This window comes from Serratia sp. L9 (genome assembly GCF_050632285.1).
GTDB lineage: Bacteria > Pseudomonadota > Gammaproteobacteria > Enterobacterales > Enterobacteriaceae > Chania.
This window is the reverse complement of the sequence record NZ_CP192591.1, coordinates 4558175-4575677: the sequence shown is the minus strand read 5'-3', so window position 1 is coordinate 4575677 and position 17503 is coordinate 4558175. Positions and strand designations below refer to the sequence as shown.

Here is a 17503-nt window from a genome sequence, read left to right as displayed (position 1 = left end):
AATCCCGCCTGGATAAAATATTACTTATTCTATATGTTGTGTTATTTATCTATAATAGACGAATCTAACTCAATATTTACTATATCAACGGATATAGAAACTGGTGAGCTTAACACACCAGAATACAAAGGGTTAGGTAAAATATACTATGAAAAGATAGATAAATTTAAAATTAGAGAAGATGTGCGGGAACATTTATTTTTTTGCAATGAAATATCAAAACCTGTATGCTCATTATTATTTGAAGGTGAATTTTAAAAGCTTAAATTAACGGGTGTTACATTTGAAAAAATAGATGATAATTATAACTATGATGCTTGGAGTGGTTGGTAAATATTATTAGCCGTTTAAATGACTGGAAAGAACTTCTCTGGATCTTTCCAGCTATTTTTATCAGTTGCTATGCCAGCATATTCCCCTGTTGCACCTTAATCACTACCTGCCCAAGCATCACGCTGATCGCCAGCGGTTGCCCAGTCAGGCCGCTCTGCGTCAGCCATTCCCCCGCCAGATACAGCTCACCGTTATCCCGTATCCAGTCTGCGCCGATATGGGGGTCAGCATCTGCCTCCAATAATAACCGCTCAATCTCTGCATCATCAGAGGCCAGCGTTATTATCAGTCCATCCCGATATTGCTCTATCTTAAATACCGCACCCGGTGTAAATCCTGCTTTAATAATATCCTTGCCATCGATAATCAACTCAGGAATACACCCGCCTGTGGTAGTCTGTATAATCGTGCTTGCGTTCATCCATTCCCCTCCGCCAGAATAATCAATCTTCCCTGTTCTGCCTGTCGTAATGTGATAGTCATGTGATTATTTCATATCACATAAATATCCATTGACAAGGTTTTAAAGCAGCGAAATCGCGGCCCGTATCCCCAAAGCAGAACTGCAACACCTGAGAGCCGCCGCCTTGCTGGCTCTGCTACGTTCGTAAGGTCGGCAGGTGTTCAAGAAGGGCAAGAGCTTCGTGGTGCTGTGCCCGTTCCATGATGAAAAAAACCTTCTTGCGTCATCTCACCGGCCAGGAACCGGTATCACACACCGGCTGCAATGCGGGTGGCCCGCTGCTGGGTTGGGTGATGCAGGCCGAGAAACTCACCAACACCCGATAGGGCTGTTGGGGGCGAGAATACCTATGGCTATGTTAAGAACCTTAGAGGCTGGACAGATCCTCCGGGGTTGGCTTTCTGCCGTCTTAACTCGATGGGAATAGCCCAGATAAGAATAGTAAGACTGATAGGGAGTCATGGAACGAATGCGTGATGAAGGCCGTATTGGTGGCTCTGGTAGCGATATGAGCTTTAAAAGTTCAACAGATAATCGCGGGTATCCTGCCACTGATATGGCACATTTCATCGATGCGGGAGCCTGTCCATAATTCTGTGTAACTGCCAGCGTATTAAAGGTGCTCGTTTAGACGGTCACCAAACTCGATAATAAAGCGGCTCATCGCCAACCGCCAGTTCTGGATTGGCATACTCCATTTTTTCGATGCTGCCTGGATCGCCAGATAAATCACTTTTCGCACTGAGTCGTCTGTTGGGAACACCTTACGTTTCTTTATCGCCTGCCGGATTACGCTGTTCAGCGATTCTATAGCGTTGGTCGTGTAAATGGCCTTGCGGATATCCGCAGGGTAACCGAAGAACGTGTTGAGATTTTCCCAGTGGGTACGCCAGCTTTTGCTGATTTGCGGGTATTTCTCATCCCAGATACCTGCAAACTTATCCAATGCCATCAGGGCGGCTTCCTCTGTCGGGGCCTGATACACCGTTTTCAGCACGCTAGTCACCGCTTTGTAGTCTTTCCACGACACGTATTTCAGGCTGTTACGCACCATGTGGATAATGCATAACTGGATGTGGGTTTGCGGATAAACGCTGTTTATCGCCTCTGGGAAGCCCTTCAAGCCATCCACGCAGGCAATCAGGATGTCCTGAAGCCCCCGATTTTTCAACTCGGTCAACACGTTGAGCCAGAACTTTGCTCCCTCATTCTCGGCTAGCCACATGCCCAGCAGTTCTTTTTACCTTCGGTATTAATCCCCAGAGCCAGGAAGACGGCCTTGTTGATGACACTGCCATTTTGACGCACTTTCACCACGATACAGTCAAGGTAAACAATGGGATACAGTGAGTCGAGGGGGCGATTCTGCCACTCGGTGACCTGTTCTTTGACGGCATCAGTGACTTTGGATATTAGCGTGGCTGACACATCGGCATCGTACATCTCCTTGAATGTGGCAACGATTTCCCTTGTGGTCATTCCTTTGGCATACAAGGATAAAATCTGGCTGTCCATCTGCGTGATACGTGTCTGATTTTTCTTGATTAACTGAGGCTCGAAAGTGTTTTCGCGATCACGGGGTGTATTCAGTACGACCTCGCCATCATCAGTGAGCAGCGTCTTTGATGAGTAACCGTTGCGGGTATTCGAACCTGTTTTAGGGGCATTTTTTTCATGACCAAGGTGTTCGGTAAGCTCAGCATTCAACGCCGTTTCGACGGTGAGCTTGGTCAGCATACGAGAAAACGCATTAAGATCGGCTTCGGTTTTGAGGCCTTTAGCCAGTTCGGCAGCCAGTGCCTTAAGTTTCTTTTCGTCCATAATTTGCCTGTCTCCATTGTCAGGAAGAACATATCAAAAACAGGCAATTACACAATTTAAATTACAGTCTCTCGATGCGGTTAAATACTGGTATCTGCGACCAGTCCGTTAATGCCAGCTTCCAAACTCTATCGCTCATCTGCTCACCGCCCACCTCAATAAGACGACAACTCATACTTCTTTATTTTGCGATACAAGGTAGCAATCCCGATCCCCAGCTTCTCTGCCACCACCTTCTTATTTGAGTTGTGGCTGAGCGCCTCCTCAATCATCAGCTTTTCCATATTCTCCAACCCCACCATGTCATGGTTATCGCAGCCTTCTGCCGTCTTGTGTATGGTAACGCTGCTGTGCGGTTCCAACTGCTGGCCTCGGGTCAGGTTAGGGGGCAGCAAATAGGTATCGATGATTTCACCGCTTGGTACTACGTTAACCAGGTACTCAATCAGGTTACTCAATTCGCGTACGTTGCCTGGCCAGCGATATTGGCGTAACAGCTTCAGCACCTCCGGTGAGATGCCGGGGTAAATAATGCCGATCCTCTTGGTATGCAAACTGAGGAAATAGTGCACCAACAGCTCGATATCACCTTCGCGTTCACGCAATGGCGGCAACGTGATGGGGATAACGTTCAGGCGGTAATAGAGGTCTTCGCGGAATTTCCCCTCGGCGATGTACTGCTCCAGGTTCTGATTGGTGGCCGAGATAATCCGGATATCCACCGGAATGGGTTTGCTGGAGCCTATCGGCAACACTTCGCGGGATTCCACCGTGCGCAGCAGCTTTGCCTGCAACATTAAAGGCATGTCACCAATCTCATCCAAAAACAGCGTGCCCTGATTGGCCGCCTGGATCAACCCCACCTTGCCATTGGCCGAAGCGCCGGTAAATGCGCCTTTCAAATAGCCAAAAAGCTCACTTTCCAGCAACTGATCCGGAATGGCTGCACAGTTGATGGCGATAAAGGGTTTATCACTGCGGTTGCTCAGCCGGTGTATGGCGCGTGCCACCACCTCTTTCCCGGTGCCGCTTTCCCCAACCACCAATACGCTGGAAGGGCTGGGGGCGATGCGGGTCAATAAATTCTTCAGCAGACGCATAGGTTTGCTTTCCCCCGCCAGATGTTCAATGCGCGGGTCTTCCTGGTTCACTCTTTCATCAAATGATGAATGTGACTGGTGGAATGCCATCAGGAATAATTGATGATCCTGGATCTGGTGCAACTGACCAATCATGATCTCTTGGTTGTCATCGAACGAAATAATATGTTGCAGATGCCCACTGGTATAATTTTGGCGGAAGGTCAAGGCGCGGATATGAAAGGCCTTGCCGATGATGTCTTCTTTGGGCAGATTAAGCTGTTTCAATGCCATTGCGTTGGCAAATTTAACCTGGCTTTTTTCATTGAGTATTAATACCCCCTGATCCATATTTTCGATCAGGCTGAATAACACCTTATTGAGTCCCCCGTTGCCGCCCTGAGTTTCTAATAAGTTGGACACGAAAACGTTAGAAATATTGCGGACATAATCTGAGAACTCCTGCAGGTTATCCCGTAACCTCTGCTGCTGCTCCTGGTTAAAGGCCACCAGGCTGATCACACCAATGCAGGCTTCCTGAAAAATGATGGGGATACCCAAGAATGCCTTTTCCTTGCAATCATCCTTGCTGCTGCAACCTTCACAGACCGGATCGAAACGAGAGTGGGTGACGATTTTTTCGTTTTTAGTGTCAAGTACATACTTTAAAAGCCATGAGTTGCTGCCGAGCTTGATACCAAAGTGTTTGCCATAGGGGCCAGTGCCGGCCACCCGCACCAGGTTGGCATCGACAATCTCAACCTCTAACAACAGTACGCTGGAAAGCATTTTGGTAAAGCGTAAAATTGTCGGTTGGATCTGCATCAGTGCAGACGGAACATTGGCCGGAGTTATCATCACGCCTCTCTCTTTTTCAGCTTTGAAAAGAAACGATAATACACTACGGCTCGGTTTAATTTGATAACCATCAAGCTAAATTCGATAGAGAAAATAGATTATGTCGCTAGCATCACACTTTATTATCAAAATGATACGTTGTAGTAATTTCTATCATTTTGGGTTGAGATCCCTCGGTGATAATTATAAAAAGCGCATTCAGACCTCACTGCATTATCGCTTTGTCTCACAACACCCATGAAAAAGCCGTGGTCAAGAGAGGGTAAAACGCTAAATTATGTGATACCCATCATGTTATTCCTTTATTAATCCTGAGTTTTAGCCGGTTTCCTTTTGTTGGCATGTTTATTGATTGCCCCTTCAGCAGACGTTGAAAAGCGTATTTGTCATTCTTAGGTTAAACACCTGTTATATCGCATAACGAACCACTCGCTATATTTAGGGGCAAAGATGAAAACAGTGAACCAGTTAATTAAGGAAATAAACGCGTTAAAGTCTAATTTACATCAAAAGGACTTTTTGCTGACCTGGGAGCAAAGTCGTGAAGAGTTGGAGCAGGTGCTCAAACTGGCCGAAGCACTGAAAACCATGCGCTCAGAAAATATTGCCACCAAGGTTTTTAACAGTGGTTTAGGTATTTCCATTTTCCGCGATAACTCAACCCGCACACGTTTCTCTTACGCTTCTGCGCTAAACCTGCTGGGCCTGGCACAGCAGGATCTGGATGAAGGAAAATCCCAGATTGCTCACGGTGAAACGGTGCGCGAAACGGCGAACATGATTTCCTTCTGCGCCGATGCCATCGGTATTCGCGATGATATGTTCCTGGGGGCCGGCAACGCCTATATGCGTGAGGTTGGGGCCGCACTGGACGAAGGGTTCGAGAAAGGCGTACTGCCACAGCGCCCGGCCTTGGTAAACCTGCAATGTGATATCGACCACCCAACCCAGTCGATGGCCGATCTGGCCTGGCTGCAGGAGCACTTTGGCAGTCTGGAAAACCTGAAAGGCAAAAAAATCGCCATGACCTGGGCCTATTCACCCAGCTATGGCAAACCGCTGTCGGTGCCGCAGGGCATCATTGGCCTGATGACTCGTTTTGGTATGAAAGTCACCCTGGCGCATCCTGAAGGTTACGACCTGATCCCGGATGTTATTGAGGTGGCGAAAAACAACGCGGCGGCTTCCGGCGGCAGCTTCCAGCAGGTAACCTCGATGGCAGAGGCCTTTAAAGGCGCGGACATCGTTTATCCCAAGTCCTGGGCGCCGTATAAAGTGATGGAGCAACGCACCGATCTGCTGCGCGCCAACGATCACGCGGGCCTGAAGGCGTTAGAGCAACAGTGTCTGGCACAGAACGCCTTCTACAAAGATTGGCACTGCACCGAAGAGATGATGAAGCTGACCAAAGGCGGTGAAGCGCTGTATATGCACTGCCTGCCCGCGGATATCACCGACGTTTCATGCAGCGAAGGGGAGGTCTGCGCCAGCGTATTCGAGAAATACCGCATCGCTACTTATAAGGAAGCCAGTTGGAAGCCTTATATCATCGCCGCCATGATTATGGCGCGCAAATTCTCCAACCCAGGCCTGGTGTTGGATCTACTGCTGAAAGAAGCGGAAAAACGCGTTAAATAAGCCAACTCTGGCCAGGAACACCCTTGGGTGTTCCTGAGTCATGAACCGCTAATGTGACCAGATGAGGTAGAGGTTATGTCGGTTTTTTCATTGAAAGTGGATATTGAGGATAACCGCAATTTTAACGGCGAAACGTCCCCGTTGTTCTCACAGGCAGAGGCGCAGAAAGCGCGTGAGTTTCATAAAAAAATCACCGGATACCAGCCCACGCCATTATGCGCGCTGGACAGTCTTGCCCAGCTGTTTGGCGTAAAGAAAATCCTGGTAAAAGACGAATCCAAACGCTTTGGGTTAAACGCTTTCAAGATGCTCGGCGGTGCTTATGCCATTGCCCGGTTGTTGTGTGAAAAATATCAGATAGATATCGACGCCTTTTCCTTCGAAAAGTTTAAATCCACTCTGAGCGGGAAAATGACCTTTGCCACCACCACCGATGGCAATCATGGCCGGGGCGTGGCCTGGGCGGCACAGCAGTTGGGGCAACATGCCGTGGTGTATATGCCTAAAGGCTCGGCGCAGGAGCGGGTGGACCATATCCTCAATCTGGGCGCGGAATGCATTGTTACCGATATGAATTACGACGATACCGTGCGCCTGACCATGAAGACGGCCAAGGAGCGTGGTTGGGAAGTGGTGCAGGACACCGCCTGGGAAGGCTACACCAAGATCCCGACCTGGATCATGCAAGGTTACGCCACCTTGGCTGATGAAGCCGTCGAACAGATGCGGCAGATGCAGATCGATCGCCCAACCCATGTGTTGTTGCAGGCCGGGGTTGGGGCCATGGCTGGCGGGGTGCTGGGCTATCTGGTGGATGTGTTTGGCGCAGAGAAACTGCACTCGGTGATTGTGGAGCCGGAGCTGGCCGATTGCGTTTATCGCTCCGGGGTGAAAGGGGAAATCGTCAACGTTGGCGGGGATATGCCCACTATCATGGCCGGTCTGGCCTGTGGTGAACCTAATCCTTTGGGCTGGCCGCTGCTGCGTAACTGCGCCACGCAGTTTATCTCTTGCCAGGATAGCGTGGCGGCGTTAGGCATGCGGGTGCTGGGCAATCCGCTGGGTAACGATCCGCGCATTATTTCGGGTGAGTCCGGGGCGGTGGGGCTTGGCGTGCTGGCGGCGGTGCATCACAGCCCACAGCGCGCACAACTGATGGAAAGACTCGGCCTGGACAGCCAATCGGTGCTGCTGCTGATCAGTTCGGAGGGCGATACCGACGTTAAGCATTATCGCGAAGTGGTATGGGAAGGGAAATATTCGGTCTGAAAATGCCGAAGTCTTTCAAGCCGTAGCGTTGTTACCCGCACTATCTCACCCCAGTCACTGACTGAAGTAAGCTCCCGGGGATGAGCTAGCCAGGCGCCGGGTTACGGCCTGAAATCCAGACGGTATTTACCGCGTCAGCTTCTCGCACCGGCGAGGGGCAATAAAAGATTGGAGAAGAGAACCTAATGGCAAAGCAAATTCCTTTTGAACTGGTATTAGAGAAAGCCTACCAATACAAAGATGAGATGACCCGTTTCCTGCGGGATATGATCGCCATCCCGAGCGAAAGCTGCGACGAAAAACGGGTGGTGCTGTGTATCAAGCAAGAGATGGAAAAGGTGGGCTTTGATCGGGTGGAGATTGACCCGATGGGCAATATCCTGGGTTATATCGGTCATGGCCCGCACCTGATTGCGATGGACGCGCATATTGATACTGTCGGCATTGGTAATATCAAGAACTGGACCTTTGATCCCTATCAGGGCATGGAAAACGACGAAATCATCGGTGGCCGGGGGCTTCGGATCAGGAAGGCGGTATGGCTTCCATGGTCTATGCGGGCAAAATCATCAAGGATCTGGGGTTAGAAGACCAATATACGCTGCTGGTGACCGGTACCGTGCAGGAAGAAGACTGCGACGGCCTGTGCTGGCAGTACATTATCGAGCAATCCAAGATCCGCCCAGAGTTTGTGATCAGCACCGAGCCTACCGACTGCCAGATTTATCGTGGCCAGCGTGGCCGTATGGAAATCCGCGTGGATGTGCAAGGCATCAGTTGCCACGGTTCGGCCCCGGAACGGGGTGATAACGCTATTTTCAAAATGGGGCCAATCCTCAACGAACTGCAGCAGTTGTCCGGCAAGCTGGGCAACGATGATTTCCTGGGCAAAGGCACGCTCACCGTTTCCGAGATTTTCTTCACCTCACCCAGCCGTTGCGCGGTAGCCGACAGCAGTGCGGTATCGATCGACCGCCGCCTGACCTGGGGCGAAACCTGGGAAGGGGCCCTGGAGGAGATCCGCGCATTGCCAGCGGTGCAGGCCGCCAAAGCTGTGGTATCGATGTACGACTACGAGCGCCCGTCCTACACCGGTCTGGTCTACCCAACCGAATGCTATTTCCCGACCTGGAAGGTCGAAGAAGATCACATCACGGTAAAAACCCTGAGCAACGCTTATCAAGGCCTGTTCAACAAAAAGCCGGTGGTGGATAAGTGGACGTTTTCAACCAACGGTGTGTCGATCATGGGCCGTCATGGTATTCCGGTGATCGGTTTTGGCCCAGGCAAAGAGCCTGAAGCCCACGCACCGAATGAAAAGACCTGGAAAGAGCATCTGGTTACCTGTGCCGCCATGTATGCCGCCGTACCTTTGGCCTATCTGGAAGAGTTGGAGAAATAACAATTCTTACAGCGTAAGGCTCCCCCTCTCCTGCGGGGAGAGGGGGAGGGAGAGGGGAGCAATCGGGCACCCAGCCAAAGCCCCTCACTCCGTCCCGCTCCCAAAGGGAGGGGGCAGACTTTTTGGATTAACGGACAAACATGACTCCCTCAGAGAGAGGTGAGAGGGCAAAGGCCAGCAATGAAGCGATTGATTAAGAACGGCATTCTGGTTGATAGCGATGGGGAGTATTCTCAGGATTTGTTGATTGAGAATGGGGTGATCTGCCAGCGTGGGGCCAGCATCGAACCAGATGGCCGTTGCGAGGTGATTGATGCCGCTGGCTGCTATGTCATGCCCGGCGGCATTGATGTTCACACTCACTTTAATATTGATGTTGGCATCGCACGCAGCTGCGATGACTTTTTCAGCGGGACCCGTGCCGCCGCCTGTGGGGGCACCACGACCATTATCGATCATATGGGGTTCGGCCCGGCGGGCTGCAATCTGCACCATCAGCTTAATGTTTATCATCACTATGCGGCCGGAAATGCGGCAATTGATTATGGCTTTCATGGCGTTATTCAGCATATTGATGACGATATTCTGGCCGAAATGGCCAGCATGGTGCATGACGAAGGGATCAGCAGTTTTAAACTGTACCTGACCTACCAATACAAGATTAATGATGCAGACGTGCTGCGAGCCTTATGGCAATTGCGGCAGGTGGGGGCATTGACCACGGTTCACCCGGAGAACGATGCCGCCATCGCCTTTCGCCGTGCCGCGCTGGTGGCCGCTGGCAAAACGGCGCCGATCTATCATGCATTGAGTCGGCCCGTTGAGTGTGAGGCGGAAGCGATTGGCCGCATGATCAATCTGGCCCGTCTGGCAGACCATGCCCCGCTGTATATTGTTCATTTATCCAACGCGCAGGGGCTGGATTATTTGCGCCTGGCGCGCCGGCAACGCCAGCCGGTGTGGGTTGAGACCTGCCCGCAGTATCTGCTGCTCAACGACCAGTGTTATCAGCGTGAAGACGGTCTGAAATACATCCTCAGCCCGCCGCTGCGCAACCAGCGAGAGTTGGATCGGCTGTGGGTCGGCATTGCTGACGGCGCTATCGACACGATCGCCACCGATCACTGCAATTTCCCTTATCACCAGCGCCAGGCGATGGCTGCCGGGGATTTTACCCGCTGCCCGAACGGCCTGCCAGGGGTGGAAAACCGCATGGAATTGCTGTTTTCCAACGGCGTGATGAACGGGCGGATCTCACCTTCGCGTTTTGTGGCACTCACCAGCGGCAACCCGGCACGGCTGTTTGGCCTGTGGCCACGCAAAGGGAACCTGAATCCAGGTGCCGACGCTGATGTGGTGATTTTTGACCCGCGTCAATACCGGGTGATCGGCCATAGCCAACTGCATGACAACGGCGATTATTCCCCTTATGAAGGTTTCCTTTGCCAGGGGGGCCGGTGCTGACGATGTGCCGGGGTGAAATTGTCGCCCGCAACGGCGAATTTACCGGGCAGCAGGGCTATGGGCAGTTTTTACGTCGTCGGCCTTTCAATACCGAGATTGCAGCAAAAATGGCTTAGTAACTGATCCCCTGTCCGTAGTGAGAGGGGCATCAGACATCGCGCTAAAATGAGGATCAGGATGAAAAAGAAAATTGTACTGGCATTGGGGGGAAACGCGTTAGGAGAAGGCCTGGCGGAGCAGATGCAGGCGGTTAAAACCACCGCGCGGGCGATCGTCGATTTAATCGAACATGGGCATCAGGTGGTGGTGACACACGGTAACGGCCCGCAGGTTGGCATGATCAACCAGGCGTTTGAAGCGGCGGCAAAAACCGAAGCCCATACGCCGATGCTGCCGATGTCGGTGTGCGTCGCCCTAAGCCAGGGATACATCGGTTACGACCTGCAAAATGCCTTGCGCGAAGAGCTGCTTGATCGCCATATCGACAAACCGGTGGCCACGCTGATCACCCAGGTGATCGTCAATGGCAATGATCCGGCGTTCCTCAACCCAAGCAAGCCAATCGGCTCGTTCTTTACCCAGGCCGAGGCCAGCGTGTTGAGACAGAATGGCTATGAGATGAAAGAAGATGCCGGGCGTGGTTATCGCCGGGTGGTAGCTTCGCCTCAACCGGTGGATATCGTAGAGAAAGCAACGGTGCGCGCCATGATGGATGCCGGGCAGGTGGTGATCACCGTGGGGGCGGCGGCATCCCGGTAATACGTGAAGGGAACCATCTGCGCGGGGCCAGTGCGGTGATCGATAAAGACTGGGCCAGCGCCAAACTGGCTGAGATGATCGATGCCGACATGCTGATCATTCTCACCGCCGTAGAAAAGGTGGCGATTAATTTTGGTAAACCGAATCAGCAATGGCTGGAGCGGCTGAGCATTGCTGATGCGCAGCGCTTTATCGAAGAAGATCAGTTTGCCAAAGGATCGATGTTGCCGAAGGTGGAGGCCGCGGTAGCTTTCGCCGAGTCCAAACCTGGGCGTCAGGCACTCATCACCGTATTGAGCAAAGCCCAGCAGGGTATTGAGGGGAAAACGGGGACGGTGATCGCGAATTAAAGACGTATGGGCCAGCATCCGCGCTGGCCCGTTTGCTGTTATCTCTGCCCCAACTTCATGATGGCTTCCAGTACCGCACCGCCAATGGCCCGAGCCTTGTCCGAAACCGTGGTGTAATCGGCCAACGCACCGCGTGGGTCAATATCGCCAATCTTGGTGCCAGCGTTGACTTCCAGCCCGTTATGCAGCAACCCCCGCACCATGCCGCCAAGCGGCGCAATCACCGGTGCCTCACCGCAGTGGGCCACGATATCGCCTTCCTGCACCAAATCACCTAGCGCCACATGGCACTGCATCACGCCATCGGCAGGGGCGCGGATCACCCGGCGGGCGGTATGCCCACCGATATTACCGGGAATGCCGGTGTTGGGATGGGTGTAGCCGTGATAAATCACCCGGCCCAACTCGTGGCCACGGTTGGTTTCAATTACCGCATCGCAATCCTGGCCGGCGTTGAAACCGGGGCCGAGTGCCACGGTAATCGGGGCCATATTACGATGAGTACCCAGATTTTGCTTGGCCAGAATGGCATCCACCAGGAAGCGGGGTTTGAATTGTTCCAGGCTGCTGGCTTCGGCGTCGATCAGCAGTGGGATCTCACCGCGGTTGATCATCTCGAAGGCTTCATTAACATCGTTCGCCACGCAAGCGGTGACGCCTTCAACGCAGGCGCTGCCGTCAAACATTGCCTGGGCAAAAGCCACCGAGCGGCGGATGGCGGTGGGTTGGGCCACATCCAGCATAATAACCTGAAACCCTGCATGATAAAGCCGCAGCGCAACGCCGGTGGCGATATCCCCCGCACCGCGGATTGTCACCAGTTTGTCTCGCGTCAGCCTGATATCATTTTTCATCAGGCCGCCCGCCGACTGATTGCGCACCTGCAGCAGTTCCGCCAGCACGCTGATGGCGATCTCTTCGGGTGTTTCTGCGCCAATATTGTAGCCGACCGGGGCATGTAACCGGGCAAACTCGGCTTCAGTGGTGCCACGCTGTTTCAGCAACTGGGTAAAGGTCTGCACTTTGCGGCGGCTGGCCAATAACCCCAGGTAGCGCACAGGGTGTTTGATCAGCAGGTTCAGGGCTTCGCAATCCTGATTGTTGGTGGCGATGATCACGAAGTTATTGGCTTCAATATTCATTTTGCCGATGGCTTCTGTGAAGCTCTCGCCATGAACCAGAGTGGTGCCTGCCGGGAACCGCGCCGGATCCAGGCTGGAGGCGTAAATATCGGCAACGTGAATATCAAACCCCAGCGGTTTGGCGGCGCAGGCAATCGCCCGGTTGACGTGCCCGGCGCCGATCAGCACCAATCGCGGGCGCAGGCCATGCACATCAATATAAACCGACATGGCGCCACCGCAGTCGGAGCCTACCGCATCCTGCCCGGTGCGTGCCATGCGGCCATGGAACACTCTGGCCTTGCGTTCACCAATCGCAGCGATGGCTTGCTCAATCACCAGGCGTTCAATCATGCCGCCGCCGATGGTGCCAATACAGATACCATCGGCCATCACCAGCATTTGCCCGGAATGACGTGGTGTGGAGCCCCGGCTTTCAATAATCTGGGCCATGGCAAAGGGCTGGTTTTCTTCTTCTAATCGTGCCGCTTCGGCGAAGATATTCATGCTGACCTCATCATTAACCTCGAAAGTATTATGGGGTTACGCGTCTTAAACCCTGGTGGATCGGCGGGGATTGCTGCACTGCGCCCAACCAGATGGCGCTGAGCGCCGGGGTTTGCTGTAACAGGGCCTGCCAGGCGGGATCCGGCGGATTATCACAATGAGAAAACTGATTGATCAACCAGATGCGCCGTGCCTGAGGGGGCGCACCTTTAAACATCCCTTGCGGGTGCGCAATCAAGGTGCGGAACACCGAGTGATCCAATTTCTCACCGGCGCGAACGCCAGTCAGGGCAGAAAATTCCGCCCAACGGTGAATTTGCTGTGGATCGGCGGGGCGATCGATCATCTGGCCTCCGGTTAACGCGATAACACAATCACTGCTTGAGGGGATGCAAGGTTCATGCCTTGCCGGGGCTTTCAGCGCTAAACCTCTCGCGCCGTCTGCCTCCACCAGAATAACGTCGAATTTCCCTTGCTGTTTAATCTGATCCAGCTGTTCGGTGCTTGGCCCTGTGAGCTTGTTGCTGCCTGGATATTCATGGCTGAACCAGGCGGTGATGGCGGGGGTATTACGGGCGATGGGCGGGGCACCCAATTGCAGGTGGTGATAGTGGGTCGGCGCGGGGCGATACGTTTGGGTGGTGGTGGTAAACAGCACGCGCTTACCTTGTTGATAGAACGCCTGTGACAGCCACAGCAGGGTGCTGGTTTTGCCCCCGGCTCCAACCAGGCTGATCAGCAGTGATTCGCCATTATCCAGGCGTTGATATTCCTCGCTGAATAATTCCCTCAAGGTGGGAGTCATCAATAATCTCTTATCCAGGGATGGTGTTGAAATAATTAAGCAGCGTTACCTCTCCTCCCGGTGGGAGAGGGTGGGGGTGTGGGGTAACAACGCCGTATTAACTGAAAACACTCTCGCTAATATGCCTATTTTAATTTTCATTGGGTGATTTAATCGTGATAATTTCTTGATGTAATCGAGGTTTAGTGAATATTCATACTTTATCGATTGCGCTCACGGATTAATCCAAAGAGCCGTTTGACTGTATCAAAGTGATATCAGGAAACGCTTTTTTGATAATTGATTCTATAAGATGATCCACAGAGGTTGAATGCCGAGGGTCACTGATTTTTATTCTCACTTGCGCTTGTGAGCCTCTTCACAAATAAAAATAACAATTAGAACTGCCTCACGAATTTAATCGAACTGAGCCGTTGCGGGGAGATTTGGCCTGATTGTTGCTGCGTTATGCCCAACCGAGGTGGAAAACCGCAATCCGGTTTTTGCCGACTCATCATTCAGGCATTTCGTCGCAAGGAGATAAGCTATGGGAGATATAATGCGTCCCGTTCCGTTCAAGGCGCTGTTAACCCGGATTTTCGATGAATATCAAGAGAGCCGGTCTATTTTTGGTATTCCTGAAAAACAGTTTTATCGTAAAAATGACGATCGGCAGATTAAGGTCTTCAACGAAAGTTGCGAGACGCCACTTGGCCCGGCCGCAGGCCCCCATACGCAATTGGCGCAGAATATCATTGTCTCCTGGCTGACAGGCGGGCGGTTTATCGAATTGAAAACCGTGCAGATCCTCGATCGCCTGGAGCTTGAAAAGCCCTGTATTGATGCCGAAGACGAATGCTTTAACACCGAATGGTCAACCGAGTTTACGTTGCTAAAGGCCTACGACGAATATTTGAAAGCCTGGTTTGCCTTGCATCTGCTGGAAGCGTTGTTTGATCCCCGGGTTGCAGGGGAAAGTAAATCCTTTATTTTTAATATGAGCGTGGGCTATAACCTCGAAGGAATTAAACAGGCACCGATGCAGGACTTTATCCATAATATGATGGATTCTGCCGAGTACCCGAAATTTGCCGAGTATGGAAATATTCTCGCGCAATGGGTGAATAATGAAAGCTTTATTAACGCGTTTGCATTGACGGCCCAGCGCAGTGCATTAGGCCAACTGCCGGGCCATATTCCCGCCCGGCTGGTGAGTGGTATCACCCTTTCAACCATGCATGGCTGCCCGCCAAATGAAATTGAAGCCATTTGCCGTTATATGCTGGAAGAAAAACATCTCAATACTTTTGTGAAATTAAACCCGACGCTGCTGGGTTACCCGCGCGTGCGGGCTATTCTGGATACCTGCGGTTTTGATTATGTCGGTTTGAGAGAGGAGTCTTTCGAGCACGATCTTAAACTGGAGCAGGCCGTGGCCATGCTGCGCCGCCTGGAGGCCGTGAGCAAACAGCAAAAACTGGGCTTTGGTGTCAAGTTGACCAACACCCTGGGGGCGATAAACCACAAAGGCGCGCTGCCGGGCGAAGAGATGTACATGTCTGGCCGTGCGCTATTTCCGCTGTCGATCAACGTGGCGGCGGTGCTGTCCCGCGAATTCGCCGGTGAGCTGCCTATTTCCTATTCCGGCGGGGCCAGCAAATTTAATATCCGCGATATTTTTGAAACTGGCATCCGGCCAATCACCATGGCGACCGATCTGCTCAAGCCCGGCGGCTATCTGCGCCAGACGGAATGCATGCAGGAACTGGATCGGTCTGAGTGCTGGCAGATGACACGGATTGATGTCGGCAAGCTGGAGGCGCTGGCGGAAAAAGCCGTCAGTATGGAGTACACCCAAAAACATTGGAAAGCGCAGGACCGCATCGACGCCGGTGGCCCGCTGCCGATGGTGGATTGCTACGTGGCCCCTTGTGTCACCGCCTGTGCCATCAAGCAGGACATCCCGGAATATATCCGCTTACTGGGGGAAGAGCGCTACGCCGATGCGCTGGAGTTGATTTACCAACGCAACGCCTTGCCAGCCATCACTGGCCATATCTGCGATCACCAATGCCAGTACAACTGTACCCGCATTGATTACGACAGCGCGCTGAACATCCGCGAACTGAAAAAGATCGCCCTGGAGAAAGGCTGGGACGAATATCAGCGCCGTTGGCATAAGCCTGCGGGATCTGGCAGCAAACACCCGGTTGCCATTTTAGGCGCGGGCCCGGCAGGCTTGTCCGCCGGTTACTTCCTGGCCCGGGCGGGTTATCAGGTCACGCTGTTCGAGCGAGAAGCCAACGCTGGCGGGGTGGTGAAAAACATCATTCCACAGTTCCGCATCCCGGCTGAAGTGATTGAGCACGATATCGATTTTGTTGCCGCGCACGGCGTGAAGTTTGTCTATGGCTGCGATCCGCAACTGACGATCGATAAGCTGCAACAACAGGGTTTTGAGTATGTCTTTATTGGCATTGGCACCGATAAAAACAGCGGCGTGAAGCTGGCGGGCAATAACCGCAACGTCTACAAATCCTTGCCGTTCCTGCGCAGTTACAACCAGGGTAAAGTGATGAACCTGGGCAAGCACGTTGCCGTGGTCGGCGCTGGCAACACGGCGATGGACTGCGCCCGGGCGGCGTTGAAAGTGCCGGGCGTACAGGACGTGACGGTACTTTATCGCCGCACTGTGAACGAAATGCCAGCCTACCGCGAAGAGTACCAGGAGGCGGTGGAAGAGCAGGTGAAGTTTATGTTCCTCACCAATCCGGAACACTTTGATGCCAACGGCACCTTGACCGCCAGGGTAATGACGCTGGGCGATCCCGATGAGAAGGGCCGCCGCCGCCCAGTCGCCACCGAACAGACGCTTACCTTGCAGATCGATAGCCTGATCACCGCGATTGGGGAACAGGCCGATGACGAGGTGCTGCGCAGGCTGGGCGTACCGCTGGATCAGCAAGGCTATCCACACGTTGACAGCGCTACTGGCGAAACCACGCGCCGCAACGTCTTCCTGATTGGCGATGTGCAGCGTGGCCCGTCCTCGATCGTCGCCGCTATCGGCAGCGCTCGTCATGCCGCAGAAGTGGTGTTGGCGCGGGAGAACGTTAAAACTCATCACACCGACAAATACTGGGCGAACGTCGACCCGGCAGAGATCTACCGCCGCAAAGGGGCCATTTCAGTGGCCATGGTGGATAAGCGTGAGCGTGAAGCCTTTGTCGCTCAAGAGGCCCAGCGCTGCCTGGAATGTAACTACGTTTGCAGCAAATGTGTCGATGTTTGCCCGAACCGCGCCAATGTGTCGATTGCCATCCCGGGCTTCCGCGATCGTTACCAGACCCTGCACCTGGATGCGTACTGCAACGAATGTGGCAACTGCGCCCAGTTCTGCCCATGGCAGGGCAAGCCTTACAAAGACAAAGTCACCGTCTACAGCCTGCCGCAGGATTTTGCCAACAGCACCAACCCGGGTTTCCTGGTGGATGGGCCGCTGGTCAGGGTACGTCAGGACGGCAACCTTTACCAACTGCAGATAGACGGCAACGGCCAGATAAACCAGGTTCCGCCAGAGCTCGATGAGATGTGCCGCATCATCAGCCATGTACACAACCATCATCATTATCTGCTTGGTCAGGTGGAGGTATAA

General features: G+C 52.8%; 8 protein-coding genes and 5 pseudogenes. 8 read left to right on the top strand and 5 right to left on the bottom strand.

What is annotated here, in order from left to right:
• Positions 1 to 400 precede the first annotated feature (400 nt).
• A complete protein-coding gene (locus tag ACQ86O_RS21845; protein ID WP_431222829.1) occupies positions 401 to 754 on the bottom strand; it encodes a SymE family type I addiction module toxin in 354 nt (117 codons plus the stop codon).
• A gap of 115 nt (positions 755 to 869) precedes the next feature.
• On the opposite strand from ACQ86O_RS21845, the pseudogene ACQ86O_RS21840 reads away from it, so the two are divergent.
• Both ACQ86O_RS21840 and ACQ86O_RS21835 read left to right on the top strand, forming a co-directional pair.
• A pseudogene (locus tag ACQ86O_RS21840) lies at positions 870 to 1110 on the top strand (CHC2 zinc finger domain-containing protein); the annotation flags it as partial.
• A 155-nt stretch (positions 1111 to 1265) separates the two neighbouring features.
• Positions 1266 to 1388 (top strand): hypothetical protein, encoded by a 123-nt coding sequence (locus ACQ86O_RS21835; RefSeq protein WP_431222828.1) that lies wholly within the window; start codon positions 1266 to 1268, stop codon positions 1386 to 1388.
• 21 nt (positions 1389 to 1409) lie between these two features.
• Here ACQ86O_RS21835 and ACQ86O_RS21830 read toward each other — a convergent pair.
• Positions 1410 to 2617, bottom strand: a pseudogene (locus tag ACQ86O_RS21830) (IS256 family transposase).
• Positions 2618 to 2772: 155 nt separating this feature from the next.
• A complete protein-coding gene (locus ACQ86O_RS21825) occupies positions 2773 to 4554 on the bottom strand; it encodes a sigma-54 interaction domain-containing protein (protein ID WP_431225801.1) in 1782 nt (593 codons plus the stop codon).
• A gap of 450 nt (positions 4555 to 5004) precedes the next feature.
• Between ACQ86O_RS21825 and ygeW the strand changes: the two genes are divergently transcribed.
• The 5 genes and pseudogenes from ygeW to arcC all read left to right on the top strand — a co-directional run bounded on the left by ygeW (position 5005) and on the right by arcC (position 11436).
• Positions 5005 to 6192 (top strand): knotted carbamoyltransferase YgeW, encoded by a 1188-nt coding sequence (gene ygeW, locus ACQ86O_RS21820; protein WP_431222827.1) that lies wholly within the window; start codon positions 5005 to 5007, stop codon positions 6190 to 6192.
• 75 nt (positions 6193 to 6267) lie between these two features.
• Positions 6268 to 7461 carry a diaminopropionate ammonia-lyase gene (gene dpaL, locus ACQ86O_RS21815; protein WP_431222826.1) on the top strand — a complete coding sequence of 398 codons (1194 nt, stop codon included), beginning with the start codon at positions 6268 to 6270 and terminating at the stop codon, positions 7459 to 7461.
• Between the two features lie 185 nt (positions 7462 to 7646).
• Positions 7647 to 8863, top strand: a pseudogene (locus ACQ86O_RS21810) (YgeY family selenium metabolism-linked hydrolase).
• Between the two features lie 180 nt (positions 8864 to 9043).
• Positions 9044 to 10443: pseudogene (gene hydA / locus ACQ86O_RS21805) on the top strand (dihydropyrimidinase).
• 61 nt (positions 10444 to 10504) lie between these two features.
• Positions 10505 to 11436 (top strand): annotated as a pseudogene (gene arcC, locus ACQ86O_RS21800) (carbamate kinase).
• A 38-nt stretch (positions 11437 to 11474) separates the two neighbouring features.
• Here arcC and yqeB read toward each other — a convergent pair.
• Positions 11475 to 13064: a selenium-dependent molybdenum cofactor biosynthesis protein YqeB gene (gene yqeB, locus ACQ86O_RS21795; protein WP_431222825.1), complete on the bottom strand. Its 1590-nt coding sequence runs from the start codon at positions 13062 to 13064 to the stop codon at positions 11475 to 11477.
• Positions 13065 to 13092: 28 nt separating this feature from the next.
• Positions 13093 to 13869: a selenium cofactor biosynthesis protein YqeC gene (gene yqeC / locus ACQ86O_RS21790; protein ID WP_431222824.1), complete on the bottom strand. Its 777-nt coding sequence runs from the start codon at positions 13867 to 13869 to the stop codon at positions 13093 to 13095.
• A 526-nt stretch (positions 13870 to 14395) separates the two neighbouring features.
• Here yqeC and ygfK point away from each other — a divergent pair.
• Positions 14396 to 17503 carry a putative selenate reductase subunit YgfK gene (ygfK, locus tag ACQ86O_RS21785; protein ID WP_431222823.1) on the top strand — a complete coding sequence of 1036 codons (3108 nt, stop codon included), beginning with the start codon at positions 14396 to 14398 and terminating at the stop codon, positions 17501 to 17503.